The organism is Yersinia alsatica (assembly GCF_902170305.1).
GTDB lineage: Bacteria > Pseudomonadota > Gammaproteobacteria > Enterobacterales > Enterobacteriaceae > Yersinia > Yersinia alsatica.
Genome location: NZ_CABHWW010000008.1, coordinates 95,820 through 117,054, shown reverse-complemented (window position 1 = coordinate 117,054; position 21,235 = coordinate 95,820). Strand labels below are relative to the sequence as shown.

Here is a 21,235-nt window from a genome sequence, read left to right as displayed (position 1 = left end):
AGTTTACCATTAATCTCACGTTAGCATTTCTGAGCGTTCGCCAAATTCTGCTATATATTCTTCTCTGTTAAGGTCACTTTTGAATTGTTTGCGATATTCAGAAGGCGAACAGCCGACATGCCGAATAAATAATTTCGTGAAGTGATCGACATTTTCATAGCCAACTCGGAAAGAAATTTCATTCAAGCACAAATCGGTATTGGTCAATGCAAATTTTGCCTCGGTTATACGGCGCTTAATGACATAGTTTATAGGCGAAATTCGATACTCTCTACTAAATTCATGACAGATATAACTCACACTGGCCCGGAATTTTTTTGCTAATTGTTCTAAGGTTATTTTTTCTCTGTAATTATTGTTTAAATAAATCAGAATGTCTTTTACCAAGACGTCTTTGATTATATTGCCAGTATTGGTTCGGTAGGCGCTTTTAAAATTCTCATAAAATATAACGGTCAGAAGGGAGCCAAATGCATCATAGACTGATGATGAAAGATTATCTTTCTGTTGCGGTAATAGCATACTGATTTCATGTATAACGTCTTTGTTTTTAACGGCAGAAACCACGGGGTAGGAATTGGGCTGCATTATTCGGTTATCTTCAAGCCCATTTATTTTAAATCCATACACTGCACAGGCATAGGTCGTCGCGGGCGACTCGGTGTCAGAGGCCAGGGCATGCAAGCAACCACGTTCAATAACAATAATATCACCAGCTTGAGCAACATAGTTTGATGAATCAATGGTCAGTTTGACCACCCCCTTTTTTACGTAGATTAGCTCGGTTTCAGCTTCATGCATATGATGACCTGATTCCCAGTTTGGATCGTCGCTAACCACATATCTGGAGAGCTTAGGTGTGAGTCCGTTTTCAAAAATGGCATCTGACTTATTGTCAAAACAGCGCTGATACATGGCTACCTCCATATTTAACTGTGAGATGAACACCCGTCATTTTCATGCAACAGATAACCAGATATACCACGAATTTAGCATGCCAAAACAAGATTGTTTGTGCGCTGTGCAAGATAATATGCTGGTGGTAAGTTTGTTTTAAAATACCAAGCTTACCAATTATTGACGGTTTTACACGTTATGGCGGTATCTGATTTGACTGATAATATACAAAATCAATACAGAGTTTTTACAATGAGCATTTAATTTTATTTTTGCATGGCAAGTAAGGGTTTTTTCTCAAACATGCATCACATTTTTTGATGATTATTACATATTGTCTTAATGGTTTTCTCTATCTATTAATGTGGGTTTATCGCAATTTTATCTTTATATATAACGTGAGAATGCAAGTTGAAAATAAATAATCGACACTCTGATATCTCTGAGCTGTTTTTTTTGCAAGATAGTTGGTAACTAAAACATATTATCATGTCGTTATTTTCCTGACTCAGTATCAATATATCATCATTAGCCTTATATATCCGTTTGAGATAATAGGAAATACTATGAAAATTATAACCTGTTTTAAGCTAGTACCTGAAGAGCAAGACATTGTAGTGACCGCTGAGCACCAACTCAGTTTTGATCGTGCTGATCCTAAAATAAGCCAATTCGACTTGAATGCTATTGAAGCAGCAATGCAATTGTCTGGTGATGATGGTCAGGTAATGGCGCTCAGCGTGGGAGGAAAATATTTAGAAAATACTAAAGTGCGTAAAGACGTTTTATCGCGCGGCCCGCATGAATTGTATTTGCTTCAGGATGCTGCTTTGGAGCTCGCGCTGCCTAAAGATACTGCTCAGGCTTTGGCAACCGCAGCTAATAAAATAGGTTTTGATTTGCTGCTATTTGGTGAAGGCTCTGGTGATTTATATGCCCAGCAGGTGGGGCTATTGGTCGGCGAAATGCTGGAACTTCCTACAGTTAATGCCGTCAGTCATATTCAGTTGCTAGATGGACGGGTTCTGATTGAACGTACTTTGGAAGAGGAAGTTGAAGTGCTGGAATTACCCTTGCCAGCGGTGCTCTGTGTGACTTCGGATATTAACGTCCCTAAAGTTCCCTCCATGAAAGCCATTCTTGGTGCGGGCAAAAAACCGGTAACCCACTGGAAAGCCAGCGATATTGATTGGACGCCAACTCAACCCTATACCGAACTGGTCAATATCCAAGTGCCACCGCAGGCCGAACGTAAACACATCATTATTGAAAATGACTCTTCAGAAGCCATTGCTGAATTGGCAGAGCACTTAAGAAAAGTGCTGAACTAACCCGATACGGAGAAAAATGATTATGAGTAAATTAACCAATGTATGGGTGTTCAGCGACAATCTTGATCGCTACGCCGAGTTATTAGCCGGTGCGCGCCAGTGGGGAGAGCAGGTTAACGTTCTGGTTCAGGGCGCTGAAGCCGTTCCGGCGATTAAGCCGCTAGGTGCAGACGTCCTCTATGTTTTGGCAGAACAATCTGCGCTACAGCGGGTAGAAAATTATGCTGAAACCTTGGTTTCTCTGATAGAAAAACCCGCAGCTCAACACTCGCCCGTCACCTTGATCCTGATGTCAGCAACCAAACGTGGTAAAGCACTGGCAGCCAGATTGGGGGTTTTACTCGACGCGGCGGTGGTTAATGATGTCACTTCATTGTCAGTCAGTGATGAAGGTACCTGCGCTGAACACCGCATGTATGGTGGGTTGGCCTTTGGTAGAGAGAAAATTATTACGCCGATAGCCATTGTCACGCTAGCGCCGGGGGCGGTCGAACCCATTGCGGAAAACCCTTCTCATGACTGCGCTGTTTATCAGGCAAATTATGTTACTCCGCGTCAGGAAATCCTGTGTAAGGAGCGCCGTAGCAAGTCATTGAGCAGCGTCGATCTAAGTAAAGCTAAGCGGGTGGTGGGGATTGGCCGTGGTTTGGTTTCACAGGCTGACCTTAGAATGGTGCAGGAATTGGCGACGGTGATAGGTGCAGAAGTAGGATGCTCGCGTCCGATAGCTGAAGGTGAACACTGGATGGAGCGTGAACGCTATATCGGGGTCTCCGGTGTGTTGCTGAAATCCGATCTCTACTTAACGTTGGGCATTTCCGGGCAGATTCAGCACATGGTCGGGGGCAATGGCGCGAAAACGATTGTTGCTATCAATAAAGATAAAAACGCACCTATTTTCAAATATGCCGACTATGGCCTGGTGGGGGACATTTACAAAGTAGTCCCCGCCCTTATTGAGCAATTATCCCGTTAACCACCTGAGTACTTTGCCACTGTTTGCTCCCTTATTTTGCGGTGTCACTCAGGCACCGCGCAAGATAGCGGAAATCGTGGCGGGGTAGGGAGTCAAGCAATGTCGGAAGAAAAGTTCGATGCCATCGTCGTCGGCGCTGGGGTCGCGGGTTGTATTGCGGGCTATGTCATGGCGAAAGCGGGGCTGGATGTCCTGGTCATTGAGCGCGGGAATACCGCCGGAAGTAAAAACATGACCGGAGGGCGTCTCTACGCACACAGTCTGGAGAAGATTATGCCGGGCTTTGCACAAGAGGCTCCGGTCGAGCGTAAAGTCACTAAAGAAAAGATTTCATTTCTCACTGATGAAAGCGCCGTCACCTTGGATTTCCATAGTGAACAGCCGGATATTCCGCTTAAAGCCTCTTACACCGTGCTGCGCAATCGGTTCGATCCTTGGTTAATGGAAAAGGCTGAAGAAGCTGGGGTGCAATTTATTCCCGGCGTCAGAGTCGATGCTTTACTCCGTGATGGTAACCGGGTCACTGGTGTACAGGCTGGCGACGATTCGTTGGAAGCGAATATTGTCATTTTGGCTGATGGCGTTAATTCGCTGCTGGGACGCTCGATTGGAATGGTGCCGCCGCCGTCGCCTCATCATTATGCCGTAGGGGTCAAAGAGGTGATTGCGCTGTCGCCATCCCAAATAGAAGAGCGCTTCAATCTCTCTGCTGGCGAGGGGGCCGCTTGGTTGTTTGCCGGGTCTCCTTCTAATGGTTTGATGGGGGGCGGATTCCTGTATACCAACCGCGATTCCATCTCGCTGGGATTGGTTTGCGGGCTGGCTGACATTGAGCACGCCAGCAAAAGCGTGCCACAAATGTTGGAAGACTTTAAGCAGCATCCTGCCATTCGTCCGCTGATTCAAGGTGGCACATTGCTGGAATATTCAGCCCATGTGGTGCCTGAGGGCGGGTTAGCGATGATACCGCCGCTGGTGAATGATGGTGTGATGATTGTCGGTGATGCTGCGGGGCTCTGTTTAAATTTAGGCTATACCATTCGCGGTATGGATTTGGCGATTGCATCGGCAGAAGCTGCCGCGCTGACTGCCATTGAAGCGAAAAAGCAGCAGGATTTCTCTGCTAATGGGCTGATGGGTTACAAGAAAAAACTGGAACAGAGCTTTGTGATGCAGGATATGCACCATTTTCGCAAGATGCCGGCCATGATGGAAAACCCGCGGATGTTTACGCAATACCCTCGCATGGTCGCCGACATCATGGCTGATATGTTCATTATTGATGGCAGCCCAAGCAAACCTATACGTTCGAAGATATTTAACCACGCCAAAAAGGTCGGGCTGATTAATCTGCTGAAGGACGGAATCAAGGGGGCAACGGCACTATGAACAGTAAAAATACCGTCAATGTAGATGTAAAACTGGGCATTAATAAATTTCGCGTGGATGAAAGTAATCCGCACATTGTACTGGTTGATAACCCTGACCGAGAACACTTCCGCAAGCTGATTAATGCCTGTCCTGCGGGGCTCTACAAGCAAGATAGCGATGGCAATATTCATTTTGATTATGCCGGATGTCTGGAATGCGGCACTTGCCGAGTGCTCTGTGGCGATACAATTTTGGAAAAATGGGAATATCCGCAGGGTACTTTTGGTGTTGAATTCCGTTTCGGCTAACCCCGCATTGATTGTTCTCATATCCGGCCTATTCGTAGGCCATCTTCCTGCATCACAAGAACGATTAGATAGACAACTACACCGCGCAGTTGCTGTTAATAAGTGAGATAAAAGAATGACTGTCACCATTAAACTTAATGATGCACGCAGGGAAGAGTATCGGCGGCAGGGTTACTGGGGCGATGCTTCACTGGCTGATTATTGGCATCATTCCGTTAAAGTTGCCCCGGAAAAGATAGCTGTCCTTGATAATCAAGGGGCGTCATATACTTATGCCGCATTGGATCGGGCTGCTGCCTGCCTTGCCACTTATTTGCTGGACTGCGGTATTCAACCCGGTGATAGAGTCGCCTTTCAGCTTCCGGGTTGGAGTGAATTCACCCTGATCTATCTGGCTTGCCTCAAAGTCGGTGCCGTTTCGGTTCCTCTGCTGCCCGCATATCGCGAAACCGAACTTATCTGGACGCTCAATAAGAGCCAGGCTCGGGTTTTATTCGTTCCAACCTTGTTTAAAAATACTGATCCAGTGGCGATGATTGCACCGCTACGTTCCCAGCTTTCCTATCTACAGCAAGTGGTGGCGGTGGATAAACTGGCCCCGGCAACGTCATTACCATCACTCAGCCAATTGCTGCGCGATTATTCCCCATTGGAAAATCCGGTGAAGGTTCATGGCGACGAATTGGCTGTGGTGCTGTTTACTTCCGGCACCGAGGGTGTCCCTAAAGGTGTGATGCTCACACATAATAATGTGCTGGCGAGCGAGCGCGCTTATTGTGCAACACTGAATTTGAGTTGGATGGATACCATCTTGATGCCTGCGCCGCTGGGGCATGCGACCGGATTTCTGCATGGTGTGACTGCGCCTTTTATCATTGGTGCTCGCAGCGTGCTATTGGATATTTTTAATCCGATCGACTGTCTGATTTTGTTAGTGCGGGAAAAATGCACCTGCGTGATGGGGGCGACGCCCTTTGTTTACGACCTGCTGTGTACTGTGCAGCAACAACCTTACGATATCTCTTCATTGCGCTTCTTTTTGTGTGGCGGCACGACCATCCCAAAACAGATTACCCGTGACTGTTTACAGGCCGGAATAAAATTACTGAGTGTTTACGGTGCTACAGAAAGCTCACCTCATGCAGTGGTTAAACTTGATGATCCGCTAGCGCGGGTGATTAATACCGATGGCACCGCGGTGTCTGGCGTCGAAATAAAAGTTGTCGATAAAGCGCGCAAAACCATTGCTTATGGTGAAGAAGGCGAAGAAGCTTCTCGTGGCCCTAATGTCTTTGTCGGCTATCTGGGGGAACCGGAACTTACTGCTCAAGCATTAGATGAGGAAGGTTGGTATTACAGTGGCGACCTTTGTCGAATGGATGAAGAGGGCTACATCAAAATAACCGGGCGGAAGAAAGATATTATTGTTCGCGGCGGTGAGAATATTAGCAGTCGCGAGGTAGAAGAAATCTTGCTATTGCACCCTTTGGTTCAGGATGTGGGGGTGGTGGCGATGCCGGATGACAGACTCGGTGAAAGAGCCTGTGCTTATGTGGTACTCCGTGACCCTAGCGTGCCCTTAACCTTCGCCGCAATGGTTGATTTCTTCCGCAGCAGACGAGTGGCTAAGTATAAATATCCCGAACGGTTAGAGTTGGTGGACCATTTACCGCGCACCGCTTCGGGCAAAATTAAAAAATTCTTGTTGCGTGAGCTGTTGCTGTAAAAATTGCTGCGGGACGAACCCGCTCATTAATATTCACTCATATTTTGGCAGCATTATAAGAGACGTATTGCCAGTCTGCATCAACGGGTTACTAATAAAAATATGGCAGTAACTCGTTTTAATTTCGGCGCTACTTAGCTCGTCCGCGCTATCATGTCTATTGTTAGTGGCATTTCTACATGCGGGATAAAGGAGTCATATTTAAATGCGACATGCCCATTATCAACCGGTTTTCTGGTGAGAAAAATTAACATATCTCGTGTTGATTCCTTGGTTTTATCTTGCGCAAAAACGGGGGTTAAGTTGTGTTTTACTTCGTGATCGGCGAATAATAAAGTATCGAGAAATAGTTTATGTTGCGCCTCTTGCCGCACAAGACTTTTGTCTATCTCGGCATGTTTTAATCCATTCTTCTGTTTTATATCATGAACAAATGTCTTGGCGCTGTCACTGGTCATATTATTACTGCCAATGAAGGTTGTCATGGTGTGGTCGACACCATCACTATGAACCCCCTCCAGAGTGGGCTCCCCCAACATAGTTGGAGTTGTCACTGTTCTGATATTAAACGCAGTACAAAGAGATTTATTGCTACCTTGGTTTAGCTTGGCGCGGGGTGCAACAGCAACCTCATGAATCAGATAAGCGTTGAGCTTCAGGAGTGCCTGGAATGCCGTATTAAGCTGTAAATCATCACCAATACCGCGAAAATTACGGTTTTTACCTGAGTCATGGCGAACAAAACCTTCTTCTACGGAGAGAACAAAAGGTTGAAATTCTATACGTTCAATCTTGGTATTCTCAAAGTCAAAACAGAACCGACCAGTTTTAGTCTTGCGAAATGGCAGAGTAGGATCACTGAGTAAATGTTCGCTAACATTTTTCAGTTTTAGCAGATCGTCAGGATTGGCACCTAGCGCCAGCAAAATATCTTGTACTGTATCGCCTGGAATAAATACCATTCGGTTATTGATATATTCTTTTTTAATTTCATCGATAAGAGATAGAACTTCCATTCTTTATGACCTCGCAGGTGAGTTAACTATCCTATTTTTCTCTGTTTATAAATGCTAATTCCCGATATTTATTCATTTAATTACGATGCAATATGTAGATTTATAATTAAATCGACGACTGAGGAATAAACTTATTGTTTGTAGTAAGTATGCTAATTAATTTGTTTTTTTATTATTTCTATTTGTATATATCATTTCATAACATATAAATACATAATTATCTCAAATGTTAGCAAAGAGGTCTAAATTACGCAACTAGGCCAAATGAGACGTTAAGTAAGAAATAATAAGGCTCTGTAACAATAGCTTTACATTGATGTATTGAAAATTAGTCATTAGATCGATTATCTATACGCACAATGGATAAGTTGACTTCATACGGTAGATTAATGCAATTAATATAGAATCAACTGGTTAGCAATAGAACTGAGCAGTGTTTTATAACGCTAAATGAGCGTGTTCAAGCTAACCATAGTCAACCAAAATAGCTATCTGGCATGGTTAAAATAAGGTGAGTTGAATAGTGTGGAGTATATTATTGGATATAAAATATTCATTGCTTTCTAGCAAAGGAATCTTGATTTGAGCTAAAGATATTATATGCCAAATATATTAATGTAAAACTAAGCATTATTATCCTCCAACTTTTGGCATACATGTTAGTGAAATAAGGTTTCTATTTTTCTGATAGCGGCCAATAATCTCATCTGACATTAACAACTGTCAGTTGTTACTCAATCTACTCGCAGCCCATTTTAAGCACCATGATGTTCCACTACACTGAATTCAATCCGTAACATCAACGAGTAAAACAGTATGAATACTTACATCGTAAAAATGGAACACCCAGATGGCCCTGAGTGGAATAAGTTTGTGTTTGAGCATGTGGTGTACCTGAAGGATTTAATTTCACAAGGGAGAGTTTTGGCCTCTGGTCCATTGAAAGGAACGCCGCTACGCGCAGGTTTTATTATCTTTCGGGCAGAAAATAGTGAAGAGGTCAGGGCAATGGTCGATGCCGATCCGTTTGCCAGGGAGCAGTTAATTGTTACTTTGGATATTCAACAGTGGGACCCGCTATTTGGCATGCTGTCGGATATTTCCAGTAAGAATATACCCGTTGAATTGCAGGCACGTTTTGAATAGGTGCTAAATCTGTTGTGCTGATAAATAAAAGTCACTCTGATTCTGATGGAGAGCCTCTTGACGGATGTTGGCGTTGAGAGGGTTGGCTGCAATTGACTGATGCCACGTGAGTTAAGAAAAGGCGTCAACAGCCTGCTGGATAAAACAGCGCAGCTTGGCCGTGCGCTGGCGATCAGCCGAATAGATTAAGTGCAATTCTCTGGAAGGGGGCGCATAGTCGGGCAAAATCCGTACCAGGCGGCCATTTTCCAGGCTCTCGCGCAGCAAAGCCTCGGGAGCCATGATAATACCTTGGTCTGTTAGCGCCGCGATCAACAGTGCGCTGGCATCATTAATCCGCAGACGACTGGCTATTTCAACCGTGTGTACCTTTTTATCATGGGTAAAAGTCCAGGCAGCATTGCTGTTACGTGACCACCAAATGTAGCTAATACAACTGTGCTGCGTAAGCTCTTCTGGGATGTTAGGCTTGCCACTGTGCTCAAGGTAGCTAGGGGAGGCGGCAACCAGCAAGCGATAGGGCGCAAGCGGGCGGGCAACCAGACTCAGACTATCTAGCGGCCCAATGCGGAACGCAGCATCATATCCTTCTTCAATCAAATCCAGGTAGCGGTCACTCAGTGTGAGGTCAACCTCGAGATCAGGAAATTGCTGTAAAAAACCACTGAGAAAAGGCGTCAAGCTGTAGGTGCCAAAAATCAGCGGTGCGCTGATCCGCAGCTTACCTTGAGGAATGGATTGCATTTCATCGGCCAATGATTCGGCCGCAGCCGTCTCTGCTAATATCCTTCGGCAGCTTTGCAAAAATTGACTACCTGCGTCAGTCAAACTCTGACGGCGGGTGGTACGGTTAAGTAACCGCACGCCCAATCGCTGTTCAAGTGCCTCTATATGGCGGGCCACCATTTGCGGCGAAAGCCCCAATGCTGTAGCTGCCGCGGCGAAAGAGCCCAGATCTGCGGCGCGCACAAACACTTCCATACTGGTTAAGCGATCGAGCATTCATGCCTCGTAGTTGTGAGTAGCTCAATTTTCTTTCTATTTATCATGATTCAGTAGTGAATGATATTGTTATCCACTTTGATAGAGACGTCGTAGGAAACAAAAATCCACACAAGCGCGTGGATTTTATTGTCAGCTTTAAACCACCTCTGGAGGTGGTTTTTTATTTCTGAGTATTTCTAAACTTTCTTTTCAGAAACCGTATTATTCATATCGCTGATTAATCTCCTTTGAAATAGAACTTCTCTTTCTGAGTTATTGTTTAATTTGTCGCCCAGCCTCATCAGTAACTTTTTCACCGTCTTCTTTCGCGAATGCCCCTTTCTGTGGTTCCGGAAGGATATCCAGCACCTGCTCTGAAGGGCGGCACAACCGGGTGCCTAGCGGAGTTACAACAATTGGGCGATTGATTAGGATCGGATGCTGGAGCATAAATCCAATCAGCTGTTCATCAGTAATTTGCTCGTCAGCAAGGCCCAATTGTTCATAAGGCTCAACGTTCTTACGCAATAACGCACGCACCGTAATCCCCATATCTGCAATAAGTTTTACCAGCTCATCATGAGACGGTGGGGTGTCGAGATAATAAATAATCGTCGGTTCGTTGCCACTGTTGCGGATCATCTCCAGCGTGTTGCGTGAAGTGCCGCAAGCTGGGTTGTGATAGAGAGTAATGTTGCTCATAGCGTTATCTCATTACAAAGTGATGGAGAGCCGCAACGCCAGCGCGGCCAGAGTGACAAATAGCACAGGCAGGGTCATGATGATGCCGGTGCGGAAGTAATATCCCCAGGTGATTGTCATATTCTTCTGTGAGAGTACGTGCAGCCAGAGCAGCGTTGCCAGGCTGCCAATCGGCGTGATTTTTGGGCCTAAATCACAGCCAATGACGTTGGCGTAAATCATGGCTTCTTTGATCACTCCTGTTGCGCTGCTGCCATCAATCGACAGAGCACCAATTAGCACGGTGGGCATATTGTTCATGACTGACGACAGAAATGCCGTCAGGAAGCCGGTACCAAATGTTGCAGCCCATAATCCGTTATCTGCCAGAACATTCAGCACACCAGAAAGATATTCCGTAAGCCCCGCATTTCGCAGGCCATAAACCACCAGATACATGCCCAGCGAGAAGATAACGATCTGCCACGGTGCCCCACGCAATACTTTCCCGGTATTAATGGAATGACTTTTTTTCGCCACAGCAAATAGGGCAACAGCGCCAGCTGCGGCAATTGCACTGACGGGGATCCCCAACGGCTCAAGAGCGAAGAAACCAACGAGCAGCAATGCAAGGACAATCCAGCCAGCTTTAAACGTTGCAGGATCTTTAATCGCACTAGCGGGTGATTTCAGCAATGCGACATCATAGGTCGCGGGGATATCCTTGCGGAAAAAGAGGTGTAACACCACCAACGTGGCGGCAATCGCAGCAATATCAACCGGGATCATGATCGAAGCATATTCTGTAAAACCGAGCTGGAAAAAATCCGCAGAAACAATATTCACAAGATTTGAAACGATAAGTGGCAAGCTGGCGGTATCCGCGATAAACCCGGCAGCCATAACGAAGGCCAGGGTGGTTCCTTTGCTGAAACCCAGCGCAAGTAACATGGCAATAACGATAGGTGTCAGGATGAGAGCCGCGCCATCGTTGGCGAACAAGGCTGCAACAGTCGCCCCTAACAATACAATCCAAGTGAAAAGCAACCGCCCGCGCCCATTACCCCAACGAGAGACGTGCAGTGCGGCCCATTCAAAGAAACCTGATTCGTCGAGCAGCAGGCTGATGATTATCACTGCGATAAACGTCGCTGTAGCGTTCCAGACGATATTCCAGACGACTGGAATGTCGTTGAGGTGGATAACACCACATACCAATGCCAGCACAGCACCAATACTTGCACTCCAGCCAATACCAAGACCTCTTGGCTGCCAGATGACCAGAATTAGCGTCAGTAAAAAGATACTCCCTGCCAGTACCATCTCAGACTCCATTACATATGTTTAAAGTTATATGTTAGCGAATGGGCTAACAGGAGGAAGTCGCTGATTGTGCCAGCCACCCACGAACATCTTCCCGCAGACACTGCCAAGACGTTGCAATTATTTCTGCGGCCCACGCAGGCATATGCGGTGAAAGTCGGTAATGAACCCATTTCCCTTCCCGACGATCCAGAACCAGCTCTGCCTCACGTAAAATAGCCATGTGACGAGATATTTTAGGTTGTGATTCCGAGGTGGCGCCGCAGAGATCACAGACGCATAATTCCCCAGACTCTCTAAGAAGCATGATGATAGCCAGCCGGGTTTCATCTGACAGGATTTTGAAAAGCTGAACAGGTTGTAGCATTTTTAGCTCCTACGCACTTGGAATATATATATGATAAAACATATATGTTATTTTTTAAATCATCAAATCCAAATAGAGACTAAAAAGTGGAACAATTTCCAGCCCTGAAAGTTGACTGCTTTGATCAACAAATTGTTGAGCGGCTACAGTTACAAGAGCCACCATGTATTCTGATTGCCTATGGTTCAGTAAGAGAGTGCTGGTACTGCGGCTTTGCTGCTGAGGAAGCAGGCCGCTTTCTGACCGTAATGGGGCAGAGGTAAAAATATGGATACCATTAAATGAAGGTGCTGTTCTCCCGTCTTAGGGCAAACGCTGCCCATCATGTAAGTCTGTGGTGGCTCATAGTTATTCAATACAGTGAATCAGATGCGTATTCTGGGGGGATTTATTCACGATTAATTCCAGTGATTAGGGAGATATCATGATGTGTGTCTACATGAGCGAAAAATGGTCTTCGATATGCAAAATTTTTCCGCTCACGCTAAAAGGACGGCTGACATTATGATGTGTTAGCCTTCAAAAATTAGAATCATTCATAGCGGGAGGGAGTATGTACGGACCCGATCCATCGAATACACATCCAATGAAGGGATTTCCTCAGGTTTGTTTCATCAAAAATACGGTGACAAATCCAAATATCATAGTGGGTGATTTTACTTACTACGACGATCCAGAGGACTCAGAAAACTTCGAGCGCAACGTTCTCTATCATTTCCCTTTTATTGGGGACAAGCTGATTATCGGTAAGTTTTGCGCCATAGCAAAAGGTGCTCAGTTTATTATGAACGGGGCAAACCATAAACTTTCCGGCTTCTCTACTTTCCCGTTTTATATCTTCGGGAATGGATGGGAGAAAGCCATGCCCCAAGCTGATGATTTGCCTTACAAAGGCGATACTATCATCGGTAATGATGTGTGGATCGGGTATAAAGCGCTGATTATGCCTGGAGTCAAGATCGGTAACGGGGCGATAATCTCATCACGTTCGGTGGTGACTTCTGATGTACCTGCATACGCGGTGGTAGGTGGCAATCCTGCCAACGTGATCAAGAAACGTTTTACTGATGAAACGATAGCAATGCTGGAAAAACTGGCGTGGTGGGATTGGCCTGTAGAAAAGATTACTCAAAACCTTACTGCAATTATGTCCAGTAATCTCGAAGCATTACATGACTAAAAGGTCCTGTCTTTTGTCCTTCGCATTCGTGATACTTATAACGCCATTGTACTCATTTACGTTCCCATTTTTAACTGTGTTTCCATGAGTTAATCTGAGACGCCATAAAAAATCCACGCAAGCGCGTGGATTTTATGGTTTTTGTTCACATTCATGAGATTCAGTGAAACCTCATGAAACAACAAATTCTATTTAGACGTTAAACAGGAAGTTCATTACGTCGCCATCTTTTACGATGTACTCTTTGCCTTCTGAACGCATTTTTCCGGCTTCTTTCGCGCCTTGTTCACCTTTATAGGTGATAAAGTCGTCAAACGCGATAGTTTGGGCACGGATAAAGCCTTTCTCAAAGTCGGTATGAATTTTACCGGCGGCTTGTGGTGCGGTGGCACCAACAGGGATGGTCCAGGCGCGAACTTCTTTAACACCGGCGGTGAAATAGGTTTGCAGATTCAGCAATTCATAACCTGCGCGAATAACACGGTTCAGACCCGGTTCTTCAATACCTAACTCGGCCATAAACTCGGCGCGGTCTTCATCTTCTAACTCGGCAATATCTGATTCAACGGCAGCGCATACTGCAACGACGACAGAACCTTCAGCCGCAGCGATAGCCCGTACTTGATCCAGATATGGGTTATTTTCGAAGCCATCTTCATTGACGTTGGCAATGTACATGGTCGGTTTCAGCGTCAAGAAGCTCAAATAACGGATAGCCGCTTTATCTTCTGCTGTTAGGTCAAGCGCGCGCAGCATGCCAGCATTCTCTAAATGTGGCAGGCATTTTTCCAACGCTTCCAGTTCGGCTTTAGCGTCTTTATCGCCACCTTTGGCTTTCTTCTGTACACGATGCATCGCACGTTCACAGGTTTCTAAATCAGAAAGGGCCAGTTCAGTATTGATGGTGTCAATGTCATCTACTGGATCAACTTTGCCAGCAACATGGATGATATTATCGTTTTCAAAACAACGAACTACGTGGCCAATTGCTTCGGTTTCACGGATATTAGTCAGGAATTGGTTACCCAAACCTTCGCCTTTGGATGCCCCTTTAACCAGGCCAGCGATATCAACAAATTCCATAGTGGTCGGCAAGATACGCTGAGGTTTAACAATCTCGGCTAATTGGTCCAGACGCGGGTCCGGCATTGGCACCACACCCGTATTGGGTTCAATGGTGCAGAACGGGAAGTTAGCTGCTTCGATGCCCGCTTGTGTCAACGCGTTGAACAGGGTGGATTTACCGACGTTAGGTAGGCCCACAATACCGCATTTGAATCCCATGTTTTATATCACCTTAAATAACTTAAAAATCAACTCGTTAGGTTTAACGAACCGATGTAATCAAAATTTATGCCGCCATTATACACATAATGACGATTTATCTCGATCATGCTCTTGCGTTGCCGGAATCACTTTTGCTGCCATAGCCGATAGGTAATTGATTTTTCTAACTCTGTGTCCGAGATCACGCTTCTGCTATCTGAAGTTTTCTGGCTAATGTCCGATAACAAGTCATTAGAGTCTGCATAGGAATTTGGATAATCCCCATGGAAATGAGCATCTATAAATGGCTGATAGTAATTCTGTTTGGGGGAGTAGTAGGCATTGTAGGCATGCGCTTTCTAACGGCAGACATTGAGCCAGCAGGGCCCACTTTTGCGCAGCTTGTCGACCAATATGGTGTGCAAATAGAAAACAAGTCTGGCAAGAGTGTCAGATATGTCGGCTATAAGAAAAATACGCTTTATGAGGATTTTGATAGTGTTCAACTGACCTTTACTGCCATAAACGACAAATTCGAACGTGGCCACGAATTGGCAGAAAATAAGAAAAAGGCGGCGGATTGGGCGTCGCTATTTTGCACTGACGAACTACAAGATATTGCTGGTGAATATGATGCTAAGAGCAATAATTTTCTTGGGCGAGTGAAGGTGATTATTGCTGGGGTGGTACTGACGAGCGAAGGGCAGCAGGGGATCAACGCACTGTGCAATCGAAATGAGTGAGGGTTAAAAGCGGGTTCCCCGAGGCATATTAGCCAGCCGGGGAACCTGATGAATGGCTATGCACTCGCCTTAAAGGAATGCAGGCGATTCATTGCTTTGGTGATGTCTTCTTTCAGCAATACTTCAGTACAGCGGATAGATTCATCAATGGCATCGTCAATTAACGTTTGTTCGCTTGCGGGTGGTTTACCCAGAACAAATCCGGTCACTTTGCTTTTATCGCCAGGATGGCCAATACCAATGCGTAGGCGATAGAAGTTCGGGTTATTCCCAAGTCTGCTCTGAATATCTTTCAGACCGTTATGGCCGCCATTGCCGCCGCCCAGCTTCAATTTTGCCACACCCGGTGGGATATCAAGCTCATCGTGAGCGACTAAAATTTCTTCTGGTAAAATGCGATAAAATCCAGCCATCGCCGCAACCGCTTTACCACTTAAATTCATAAAGGTAGCGGGCACCAGCAAGCGAACATCCTGGCCTGCCAGATTTAACCGTGCGGTATAACCGAAGAATTTGCTCTCTTCTTTCAGTGATTGATTATGGCGTTCAGCCAATAAATCCACATACCAGGCTCCCGCATTATGGCGGGTTTGGGCATATTCAGCGCCCGGATTTGCCAGCCCAACGATTAATTTAATACTGCTCACGTCGTCATTCGCTATTACTAAAGGAATTAAAGTGTGACAGTTTACCTGTCATGGCGCGTAATAACAAAACCAAGGTTTGCATACTTGGTGCTTGACGCTGCCGGCAGTCCAGCGTGGCAGTTACTTTAGGTACAGATGATAAGTGAACTAATTTACAATGTGAATAATTACATATCTGTATAATTCAAGTTTAGTGCCAAATGACTGGATAATGTAAAGATTTGTTGGAATATATTTGCCAGTTGTGATCGCCAGCGCAATACCTTTGTCGCCAGCCTGACTATACTTGGTTATTAAGTGGACATGAATAATCGCATTAAGCAAGCAGTCGGGATGCGTAGCTGGGTGATTATTTATTGGCAACCCAAGTGGAGGTGGCATATGAAACGTAAAAGCGCAGCAATGCTCGGTAATGTGCTGATGGGTCTGGGTTTGGTGACAATGGTCGGTGGGGTAGGTTACTCCATACTAACTGAAGTCACTCAACTTGGTTTACCGCAATTCTTTGCCCACGGTGCAGTGATGAGTATTTTTGTCGGGGCACTGTTATGGCTAGTTGGTGCACGTATTGGCGGGCGTGAAGAAGTGGCTGACCGTTATTGGTGGGTTAAACACTTTGATAAACGTTGCAATCGTAACCAACGTCACTCTTAACAATTAGCGTGCTTAGCTATTATTGATAGTGTTACGGTGGTAAAGGCAGCAAATATACAACCTATCGTCACGGCTTTTTAATGAGCTGATGTTAGGGAGGGGTAAATGACGGCTCAAAGATCTATTGGCCAAGAATCAACTGATCAAGAACCTATCGATCAAGAGTAGAAAACCCGTTGTTGCATCCGCTTCAACGGGTTTTTCTTTATCTGCTTTAATTCTCTCATCGCACAATATCAAAAAGTAATGAATAACCTAATGTGATGCCCTGAAAGTGGCTGATCACGTTAGAGCTGCGGCCAGCCAGCACCGCAGATTCATTACTCAATACTGATTAATGTTCAAACATCGCTGAGATTGACTCTTCATTGCTGATACGGCGGATAGCTTCAGCCAACATACCGGACAATGTCAGAGTTCGTACGTTTTTCAATGCTTTGATTTCAGCTGACAGCGGAATGGTGTCACAAACAATCACTTCGTCGATAACGGAATGTTTGATGTTTTCAACCGCATTGCCAGAGAAGATCGGGTGAGTTGCGTAAGCAAATACACGCTTAGCACCACGTTCTTTCAGGGCTTCAGCCGCTTTACACAAAGTGCCACCGGTATCGATCATATCGTCAACCAATACGCAGTCACGGCCAGCAACGTCACCGATGATGTGCATCACCTGAGAAACGTTAGCGCGTGGACGACGTTTGTCGATAATCGCCATATCAGTATCGTTCAGCAGTTTTGCAATAGCTCTGGCACGAACAACGCCGCCGATGTCTGGAGAGACAACAATTGGGTTTTCCAGATTTTGCTGCAACATATCTTCCAGCAAAATTGGGCTACCAAATACGTTATCAACCGGAACATCAAAGAAGCCTTGGATCTGTTCAGCATGAAGGTCCACTGTCAATACGCGGTCAACCCCAACACTTGAGAGGAAATCGGCAACAACTTTGGCAGTGATAGGTACACGAGCGGAGCGCACACGGCGATCCTGACGGGCGTAACCGAAGTAAGGAATAACAGCAGTAATTCGTCCTGCGGAGGCGCGACGCAGGGCATCAACCATGACAACCAGTTCCATCAGGTTATCGTTCGTGGGTGCGCAGGTGGACTGGATGATGAAAATATCACCACCGCGTACATTTTCGTTGATTTGCACGCTCACTTCGCCGTCGCTAAAACGACCTACAGCGGCGTCACCAAGACTGGTGTACAAACGGTTGGCAATACGTTGTGCTAGTTCCGGGGTGGCGTTACCAGCAAAAAGCTTCATATCAGGCACGAGAAGAACCTCAGGCATGCGTCCAGAGAAGATATTGTCAGATCAGTAATCAGGGGCGATTAACACATACTGACTGCAATATACATACGGGTATTTAAAGCCAAAACACATCAAACCTAAAACAGCATTATGAACCGGCTTTCAATCAAGTGAGACAAGTATTTCAGAACTCAAGGTCTGTGGGGCCATTACTTCGACCTTACATAACGCTGTAAATCGTTATCTGTGCTCACTGCTTACAATGTTCCCAGAGCGTACGCGATGCAATGGCGAAATGTTCACGCCACGGGCGACAAAACCGTGCAACCACTCTGGGGCAATACTTAACACCTCTCGGGCCGAAGACTCAGTGTCGAATTCTGCGAACACACAAGCGCCGGTTCCGGTTAGGCGTGACGGGGCATATTCTAACAGCCATGAAAGAGCCTGTTCAACCTCGCGAAAACGTTTTCTTGCGATCGGTTCGCAATCATTTGCGTACGGATCGCTTAAAAGCGCCGCCAGCGGGCGAACTGGCGTATTTCTTTTTAATTCAGGATCGGAAAAAATAATGGGTGTTGGGATGCTTACACCGGGGTGTGCGACCAAATACCACTTCTCTGGCGGCTCTGCGGGTTGTAATTTTTCACCAATTCCTTCGGCAAAGGCGGCATGTCCGTGCACAAATACCGGCACATCGGCCCCCAATGTTAGGCCTATGGCGGCTAATTCTTCATCAGATAAGCCACATTGCCACAAGATATTGAGTGCGACCAGCACGGTGGCGGCATTGGAAGAGCCACCGCCCAGTCCGCCGCCCATTGGTAAACGCTTCTCAATACTGATATCCGCGCCGCGTGGCATATTTATCACACCGGACTGTTTATGATGATGTTGTAGCAAGCGAGCTGCCCGAACGATCAGATTCTGCTCATTTTCCACACCAGCAATGGGAGTTAACAAGCGAATCTGGTTATCATCTCGCGGCACGATAGTGAGTTCATCACCATAATTGAGAAACTGGAACAAGGTCTGTAACTGATGGTAGCCATCAGCACGTTGCCCAGTGATATAAAGAAATAAATTCAACTTTGCGGGCGACGGCCAGACATGTTGATTGGTGATAGTCATGCTATTTGGCCGTCCAGTTATCCATTTTTAGCTTGATGCGCTGCCCGCCTTGGCTTAATTCCATACGGCTAGGCAATGCGGGTGTTACCTGAGTATTGTATTCCTGATAATCAACCACCCATGTCACGCCATCTTGCCGGTAAGTCAGTTGCTTCAGACGGTATTTATCGTCAAGGATGAAGTCAGTGGTATCTCCCGGCAAGCCTAGAATCCATTGGCGTAAGCTCTCCAACGGAATCGACATTCCGGTCAATTTTTGAATCATCTCTTGTGGGGCATCGCTGACATAGCGCTTGCCTTGATTATCCGTCAACTGAGTCACACCGGGTTGCACGACTAACTCAAGCTCGGTGCTACCCAACGGGTTGGTGAGCAATAGGCGGTAGCGTTCAGGGGTAGTCTGTTGCCAAAAGAAACGGGCATAAACTTTTTGTTTATCAGATATATAAGCAAAAGCACCACGGGTTTGGAATTGGCTCAGTTGCTGTAATTGTTGCTCATGCTGACGCCATTGTGGCGATGTCGGGCTAGTTGCAGGGCCGCTTGGCGGCGTAGTGCTACAAGCAGCCAACAGCAGAGTAGCTAATGGAAGTAGGCGATAAAAACTGATTTTGCGCTGAGGCATATGGGTATAAATCCTATCGGTCGCAGGGTTTTCACTGGCGGCACGTTTCTAATGAAGCAACTTAATAATAAAGCAAATCGTTTTGATGTGTTGTATTTGATGCATGTTAAATCGGCATTATTGCTGTTCACGCTAACGACCTGAGGGCTGAGCGTCAATATCTTGTTCTATTTTGTACATCATATAATCAATTTCTGAGCATAATTTGGGATAATACTGAGGATGATGCACTGCGACTTTTATTGATCCCTCGCATCAAGTAGAATGCGGTTCAGACGAGAATCCATACTAACACCAGTATTACTCGAAGCCGTTCTCATGACTCTGCTTGCATTAGGCATTAACCACAAAACCGCACCTGTATCGCTACGTGAACGCGTGACATTTTCACCGGAATCTATCGATCAGGCACTTGCTAGCTTGCTCCAACAGCCGTTGGTGCAGGGCGGTGTCGTGTTGTCTACGTGTAACCGAACTGAGTTATATCTCAGCGTAGAACAGCAAGAAAATCTGCACGAACAGCTTGTCGGCTGGCTATGTAATTATCATCAGCTTAGCCCGGACGAAGTGAAAAAAAGCCTGTATTGGCATCACGGAAATGATGCCGTCAGCCATTTGATGCGCGTTGCCAGTGGCCTGGACTCTTTAGTCTTAGGTGAGCCGCAGATATTGGGGCAGGTGAAAAAAGCCTTTGCCGAGTCTCAACGTGGGCAATCACTTTCTGGCGAGTTGGAGCGTTTATTCCAAAAGTCATTCTCAGTGGCTAAACGGGTCCGTACCGAAACTGAAATCGGCGCCAGTGCGGTCTCAGTCGCTTTTGCCGCTTGTACGCTGGCACGCCAAATCTTTGAGTCACTCTCTGAACTGAATGTGTTGCTGGTCGGTGCCGGTGAAACCATTGAGCTGGTAGCGCGTCATCTGCGCGAACACCAAGTTAAGCATATGATTATTGCTAACCGAACGCGTGAGCGCGCCCAAGCATTGGCGACAGAAGTCGGGGCCGAGGTCATTACTTTACCGGAGATTGATGCCCGGCTGGCGGATGCCGATATCATTATCAGTTCAACGGCCAGCCCGCTGCCTATTATTGGTAAAGGCATGGTCGAACGCGCTCTGAAAAGTCGTCGTAATCAGCCAATGTTGTTTGTTGATATTGCCGTGCCACGGGATATTGAGCCTGAGGTCGGTAAACTGTCGAATGCCTATTTATACAGTGTTGATGATTTACAGGCGATTATTCAGCACAATATGGCGCAGCGTCAGGCGGCAGCAGTTCAGGCTGAGTCAATAGTACAACAAGAAAGCATGAATTTTATGACCTGGCTGCGTGCGCAGGGGGCGGTCGAAACCATTCGTGATTACCGCTCTCAGGCCGAGCAGGTGCGCAGTGAAATGACGGCGAAAGCTTTAGCCGCCATTGAGCAGGGGGCTGATGTCGAACAGGTGGTGAACGAACTGGCCTACAAGCTAACCAACCGCCTGATTCATGCGCCCACCAAATCCCTCCAGCAGGCAGCCAGCGATGGCGATATGGAGCGGTTGCAATTATTACGCGACAGCCTTGGGCTGGATCAGCACTAGTTTCCTCTAATTACAGGGTTT

Annotated in this window: 22 protein-coding genes; 11 read left to right on the top strand and 11 right to left on the bottom strand. The window is 46.2% G+C overall.

Going from position 1 to position 21,235, the window contains the following annotated elements:
* Positions 1-15: 15 nt before the first annotated feature.
* Positions 16-915, bottom strand: coding sequence for an AraC family transcriptional regulator (locus FTA96_RS04250; RefSeq protein ID WP_050107307.1), 900 nt, complete (start codon positions 913-915; stop codon positions 16-18).
* A gap of 548 nt (positions 916-1,463) precedes the next feature.
* Here FTA96_RS04250 and FTA96_RS04245 point away from each other — a divergent pair.
* From FTA96_RS04245 to fadK, 5 genes are all read left to right on the top strand, one after another.
* A complete protein-coding gene (locus FTA96_RS04245; protein ID WP_050318271.1) occupies positions 1,464-2,228 on the top strand; it encodes an electron transfer flavoprotein in 765 nt (254 codons plus the stop codon).
* Positions 2,229-2,250: 22 nt separating this feature from the next.
* Positions 2,251-3,204: an electron transfer flavoprotein subunit alpha gene (locus FTA96_RS04240; RefSeq protein ID WP_145573228.1), complete on the top strand. Its 954-nt coding sequence runs from the start codon at positions 2,251-2,253 to the stop codon at positions 3,202-3,204.
* 99 nt (positions 3,205-3,303) lie between these two features.
* Positions 3,304-4,593, top strand: a complete 1,290-nt coding sequence (locus tag FTA96_RS04235) for an FAD-dependent oxidoreductase (RefSeq protein WP_145573225.1) — start codon at positions 3,304-3,306, stop codon at positions 4,591-4,593.
* Positions 4,590-4,883 carry a ferredoxin gene (locus tag FTA96_RS04230; protein WP_050107304.1) on the top strand — a complete coding sequence of 98 codons (294 nt, stop codon included), beginning with the start codon at positions 4,590-4,592 and terminating at the stop codon, positions 4,881-4,883. The genes FTA96_RS04235 and FTA96_RS04230 overlap by 4 nt, the downstream gene beginning before the upstream one ends.
* Before the next feature lie 115 nt (positions 4,884-4,998).
* The gene (gene fadK / locus FTA96_RS04225; protein WP_145530735.1) at positions 4,999-6,609 is read left to right on the top strand and encodes a medium-chain fatty-acid--CoA ligase; all 1,611 of its coding nucleotides are present in this window, start codon (positions 4,999-5,001) and stop codon (positions 6,607-6,609) included.
* A 134-nt stretch (positions 6,610-6,743) separates the two neighbouring features.
* Here fadK and FTA96_RS04220 read toward each other — a convergent pair whose 3' ends face one another.
* Positions 6,744-7,625 (bottom strand): 2OG-Fe dioxygenase family protein, encoded by an 882-nt coding sequence (locus tag FTA96_RS04220; protein ID WP_145573223.1) that lies wholly within the window; start codon positions 7,623-7,625, stop codon positions 6,744-6,746.
* Between the two features lie 816 nt (positions 7,626-8,441).
* Here FTA96_RS04220 and FTA96_RS04215 point away from each other — a divergent pair.
* A complete protein-coding gene (locus tag FTA96_RS04215) occupies positions 8,442-8,771 on the top strand; it encodes a YciI family protein (protein ID WP_050133935.1) in 330 nt (109 codons plus the stop codon).
* A 111-nt stretch (positions 8,772-8,882) separates the two neighbouring features.
* Here the strand turns inward: FTA96_RS04215 and FTA96_RS04210 are convergent, their stop codons facing one another.
* From FTA96_RS04210 to FTA96_RS04195, 4 genes are all read right to left on the bottom strand, one after another.
* The gene (locus FTA96_RS04210; RefSeq protein ID WP_050146423.1) at positions 8,883-9,773 is read right to left on the bottom strand and encodes a LysR family transcriptional regulator; all 891 of its coding nucleotides are present in this window, start codon (positions 9,771-9,773) and stop codon (positions 8,883-8,885) included.
* A 255-nt stretch (positions 9,774-10,028) separates the two neighbouring features.
* Positions 10,029-10,457, bottom strand: coding sequence for a glutaredoxin-dependent arsenate reductase (arsC, locus tag FTA96_RS04205; protein WP_050122119.1), 429 nt, complete (start codon positions 10,455-10,457; stop codon positions 10,029-10,031).
* A gap of 12 nt (positions 10,458-10,469) precedes the next feature.
* Positions 10,470-11,759, bottom strand: coding sequence for an arsenic transporter (locus FTA96_RS04200; protein WP_145573222.1), 1,290 nt, complete (start codon positions 11,757-11,759; stop codon positions 10,470-10,472).
* A gap of 46 nt (positions 11,760-11,805) precedes the next feature.
* A complete protein-coding gene (locus FTA96_RS04195; protein WP_050107287.1) occupies positions 11,806-12,126 on the bottom strand; it encodes a transcriptional regulator in 321 nt (106 codons plus the stop codon).
* 86 nt (positions 12,127-12,212) lie between these two features.
* On the opposite strand from FTA96_RS04195, the gene FTA96_RS04190 reads away from it, so the two are divergent.
* On the top strand, positions 12,213-12,389 hold the full coding sequence (locus FTA96_RS04190; RefSeq protein ID WP_391592620.1) for a hypothetical protein: 177 nt from the start codon (positions 12,213-12,215) through the stop codon (positions 12,387-12,389).
* A gap of 290 nt (positions 12,390-12,679) precedes the next feature.
* Positions 12,680-13,306 carry a Vat family streptogramin A O-acetyltransferase gene (locus tag FTA96_RS04185; protein WP_050122121.1) on the top strand — a complete coding sequence of 209 codons (627 nt, stop codon included), beginning with the start codon at positions 12,680-12,682 and terminating at the stop codon, positions 13,304-13,306.
* Between the two features lie 192 nt (positions 13,307-13,498).
* Here FTA96_RS04185 and ychF read toward each other — a convergent pair whose 3' ends face one another.
* Positions 13,499-14,590 (bottom strand): redox-regulated ATPase YchF, encoded by a 1,092-nt coding sequence (gene ychF / locus FTA96_RS04180; protein ID WP_050122122.1) that lies wholly within the window; start codon positions 14,588-14,590, stop codon positions 13,499-13,501.
* A 266-nt stretch (positions 14,591-14,856) separates the two neighbouring features.
* Between ychF and FTA96_RS04175 the strand changes: the two genes are divergently transcribed.
* Positions 14,857-15,315, top strand: coding sequence for a hypothetical protein (locus tag FTA96_RS04175; protein WP_050122124.1), 459 nt, complete (start codon positions 14,857-14,859; stop codon positions 15,313-15,315).
* Positions 15,316-15,371: 56 nt separating this feature from the next.
* Here the strand turns inward: FTA96_RS04175 and pth are convergent, their stop codons facing one another.
* The gene (gene pth / locus FTA96_RS04170; protein ID WP_050107283.1) at positions 15,372-15,962 is read right to left on the bottom strand and encodes an aminoacyl-tRNA hydrolase; all 591 of its coding nucleotides are present in this window, start codon (positions 15,960-15,962) and stop codon (positions 15,372-15,374) included.
* Between the two features lie 381 nt (positions 15,963-16,343).
* Between pth and ychH the strand changes: the two genes are divergently transcribed.
* Positions 16,344-16,616, top strand: coding sequence for a stress-induced protein YchH (gene ychH, locus FTA96_RS04165; RefSeq protein WP_050107282.1), 273 nt, complete (start codon positions 16,344-16,346; stop codon positions 16,614-16,616).
* Positions 16,617-16,950: 334 nt separating this feature from the next.
* Here the strand turns inward: ychH and prs are convergent, their stop codons facing one another.
* The 3 genes from prs to lolB all read right to left on the bottom strand — a co-directional run bounded on the left by prs (position 16,951) and on the right by lolB (position 19,633).
* Positions 16,951-17,898, bottom strand: a complete 948-nt coding sequence (prs, locus tag FTA96_RS04160) for a ribose-phosphate diphosphokinase (RefSeq protein WP_004390739.1) — start codon at positions 17,896-17,898, stop codon at positions 16,951-16,953.
* Positions 17,899-18,117: 219 nt separating this feature from the next.
* Positions 18,118-19,008: a 4-(cytidine 5'-diphospho)-2-C-methyl-D-erythritol kinase gene (gene ispE / locus FTA96_RS04155; RefSeq protein ID WP_145506868.1), complete on the bottom strand. Its 891-nt coding sequence runs from the start codon at positions 19,006-19,008 to the stop codon at positions 18,118-18,120.
* 1 nt (position 19,009) lies between these two features.
* A complete protein-coding gene (gene lolB, locus FTA96_RS04150) occupies positions 19,010-19,633 on the bottom strand; it encodes a lipoprotein insertase outer membrane protein LolB (RefSeq protein WP_050133956.1) in 624 nt (207 codons plus the stop codon).
* Positions 19,634-19,951: 318 nt separating this feature from the next.
* Between lolB and hemA the strand changes: the two genes are divergently transcribed.
* Complete coding sequence (gene hemA / locus FTA96_RS04145; RefSeq protein WP_050107279.1) at positions 19,952-21,214, top strand: glutamyl-tRNA reductase; 1,263 nt, start codon at positions 19,952-19,954, stop codon at positions 21,212-21,214.
* Positions 21,215-21,235: the final 21 nt, after the last annotated feature.

Bases quoted from the DNA above. Each gene is read 5' to 3' on its own strand.
- FTA96_RS04250 (WP_050107307.1), bottom strand. From the start codon at position 915: ATGTATCAGCGCTGTTTTGACAATAAGTCAGATGCCATTTTTGAAAAC.
- FTA96_RS04245 (WP_050318271.1), top strand. From the start codon at position 1,464: ATGAAAATTATAACCTGTTTTAAGCTAGTACCTGAAGAGCAAGACATT.
- FTA96_RS04240 (WP_145573228.1), top strand. From the start codon at position 2,251: ATGAGTAAATTAACCAATGTATGGGTGTTCAGCGACAATCTTGATCGC.
- FTA96_RS04235 (WP_145573225.1), top strand. From the start codon at position 3,304: ATGTCGGAAGAAAAGTTCGATGCCATCGTCGTCGGCGCTGGGGTCGCG.
- FTA96_RS04230 (WP_050107304.1), top strand. From the start codon at position 4,590: ATGAACAGTAAAAATACCGTCAATGTAGATGTAAAACTGGGCATTAAT.
- fadK (WP_145530735.1), top strand. From the start codon at position 4,999: ATGACTGTCACCATTAAACTTAATGATGCACGCAGGGAAGAGTATCGG.
- FTA96_RS04220 (WP_145573223.1), bottom strand. From the start codon at position 7,625: ATGGAAGTTCTATCTCTTATCGATGAAATTAAAAAAGAATATATCAAT.
- FTA96_RS04215 (WP_050133935.1), top strand. From the start codon at position 8,442: ATGAATACTTACATCGTAAAAATGGAACACCCAGATGGCCCTGAGTGG.
- FTA96_RS04210 (WP_050146423.1), bottom strand. From the start codon at position 9,773: ATGCTCGATCGCTTAACCAGTATGGAAGTGTTTGTGCGCGCCGCAGAT.
- arsC (WP_050122119.1), bottom strand. From the start codon at position 10,457: ATGAGCAACATTACTCTCTATCACAACCCAGCTTGCGGCACTTCACGC.
- FTA96_RS04200 (WP_145573222.1), bottom strand. From the start codon at position 11,759: ATGGTACTGGCAGGGAGTATCTTTTTACTGACGCTAATTCTGGTCATC.
- FTA96_RS04195 (WP_050107287.1), bottom strand. From the start codon at position 12,126: ATGCTACAACCTGTTCAGCTTTTCAAAATCCTGTCAGATGAAACCCGG.
- FTA96_RS04185 (WP_050122121.1), top strand. From the start codon at position 12,680: ATGTACGGACCCGATCCATCGAATACACATCCAATGAAGGGATTTCCT.
- ychF (WP_050122122.1), bottom strand. From the start codon at position 14,590: ATGGGATTCAAATGCGGTATTGTGGGCCTACCTAACGTCGGTAAATCC.
- FTA96_RS04175 (WP_050122124.1), top strand. From the start codon at position 14,857: ATGGAAATGAGCATCTATAAATGGCTGATAGTAATTCTGTTTGGGGGA.
- ychH (WP_050107282.1), top strand. From the start codon at position 16,344: ATGAAACGTAAAAGCGCAGCAATGCTCGGTAATGTGCTGATGGGTCTG.
- ispE (WP_145506868.1), bottom strand. From the start codon at position 19,008: ATGACTATCACCAATCAACATGTCTGGCCGTCGCCCGCAAAGTTGAAT.
- lolB (WP_050133956.1), bottom strand. From the start codon at position 19,633: ATGCCTCAGCGCAAAATCAGTTTTTATCGCCTACTTCCATTAGCTACT.
- hemA (WP_050107279.1), top strand. From the start codon at position 19,952: ATGACTCTGCTTGCATTAGGCATTAACCACAAAACCGCACCTGTATCG.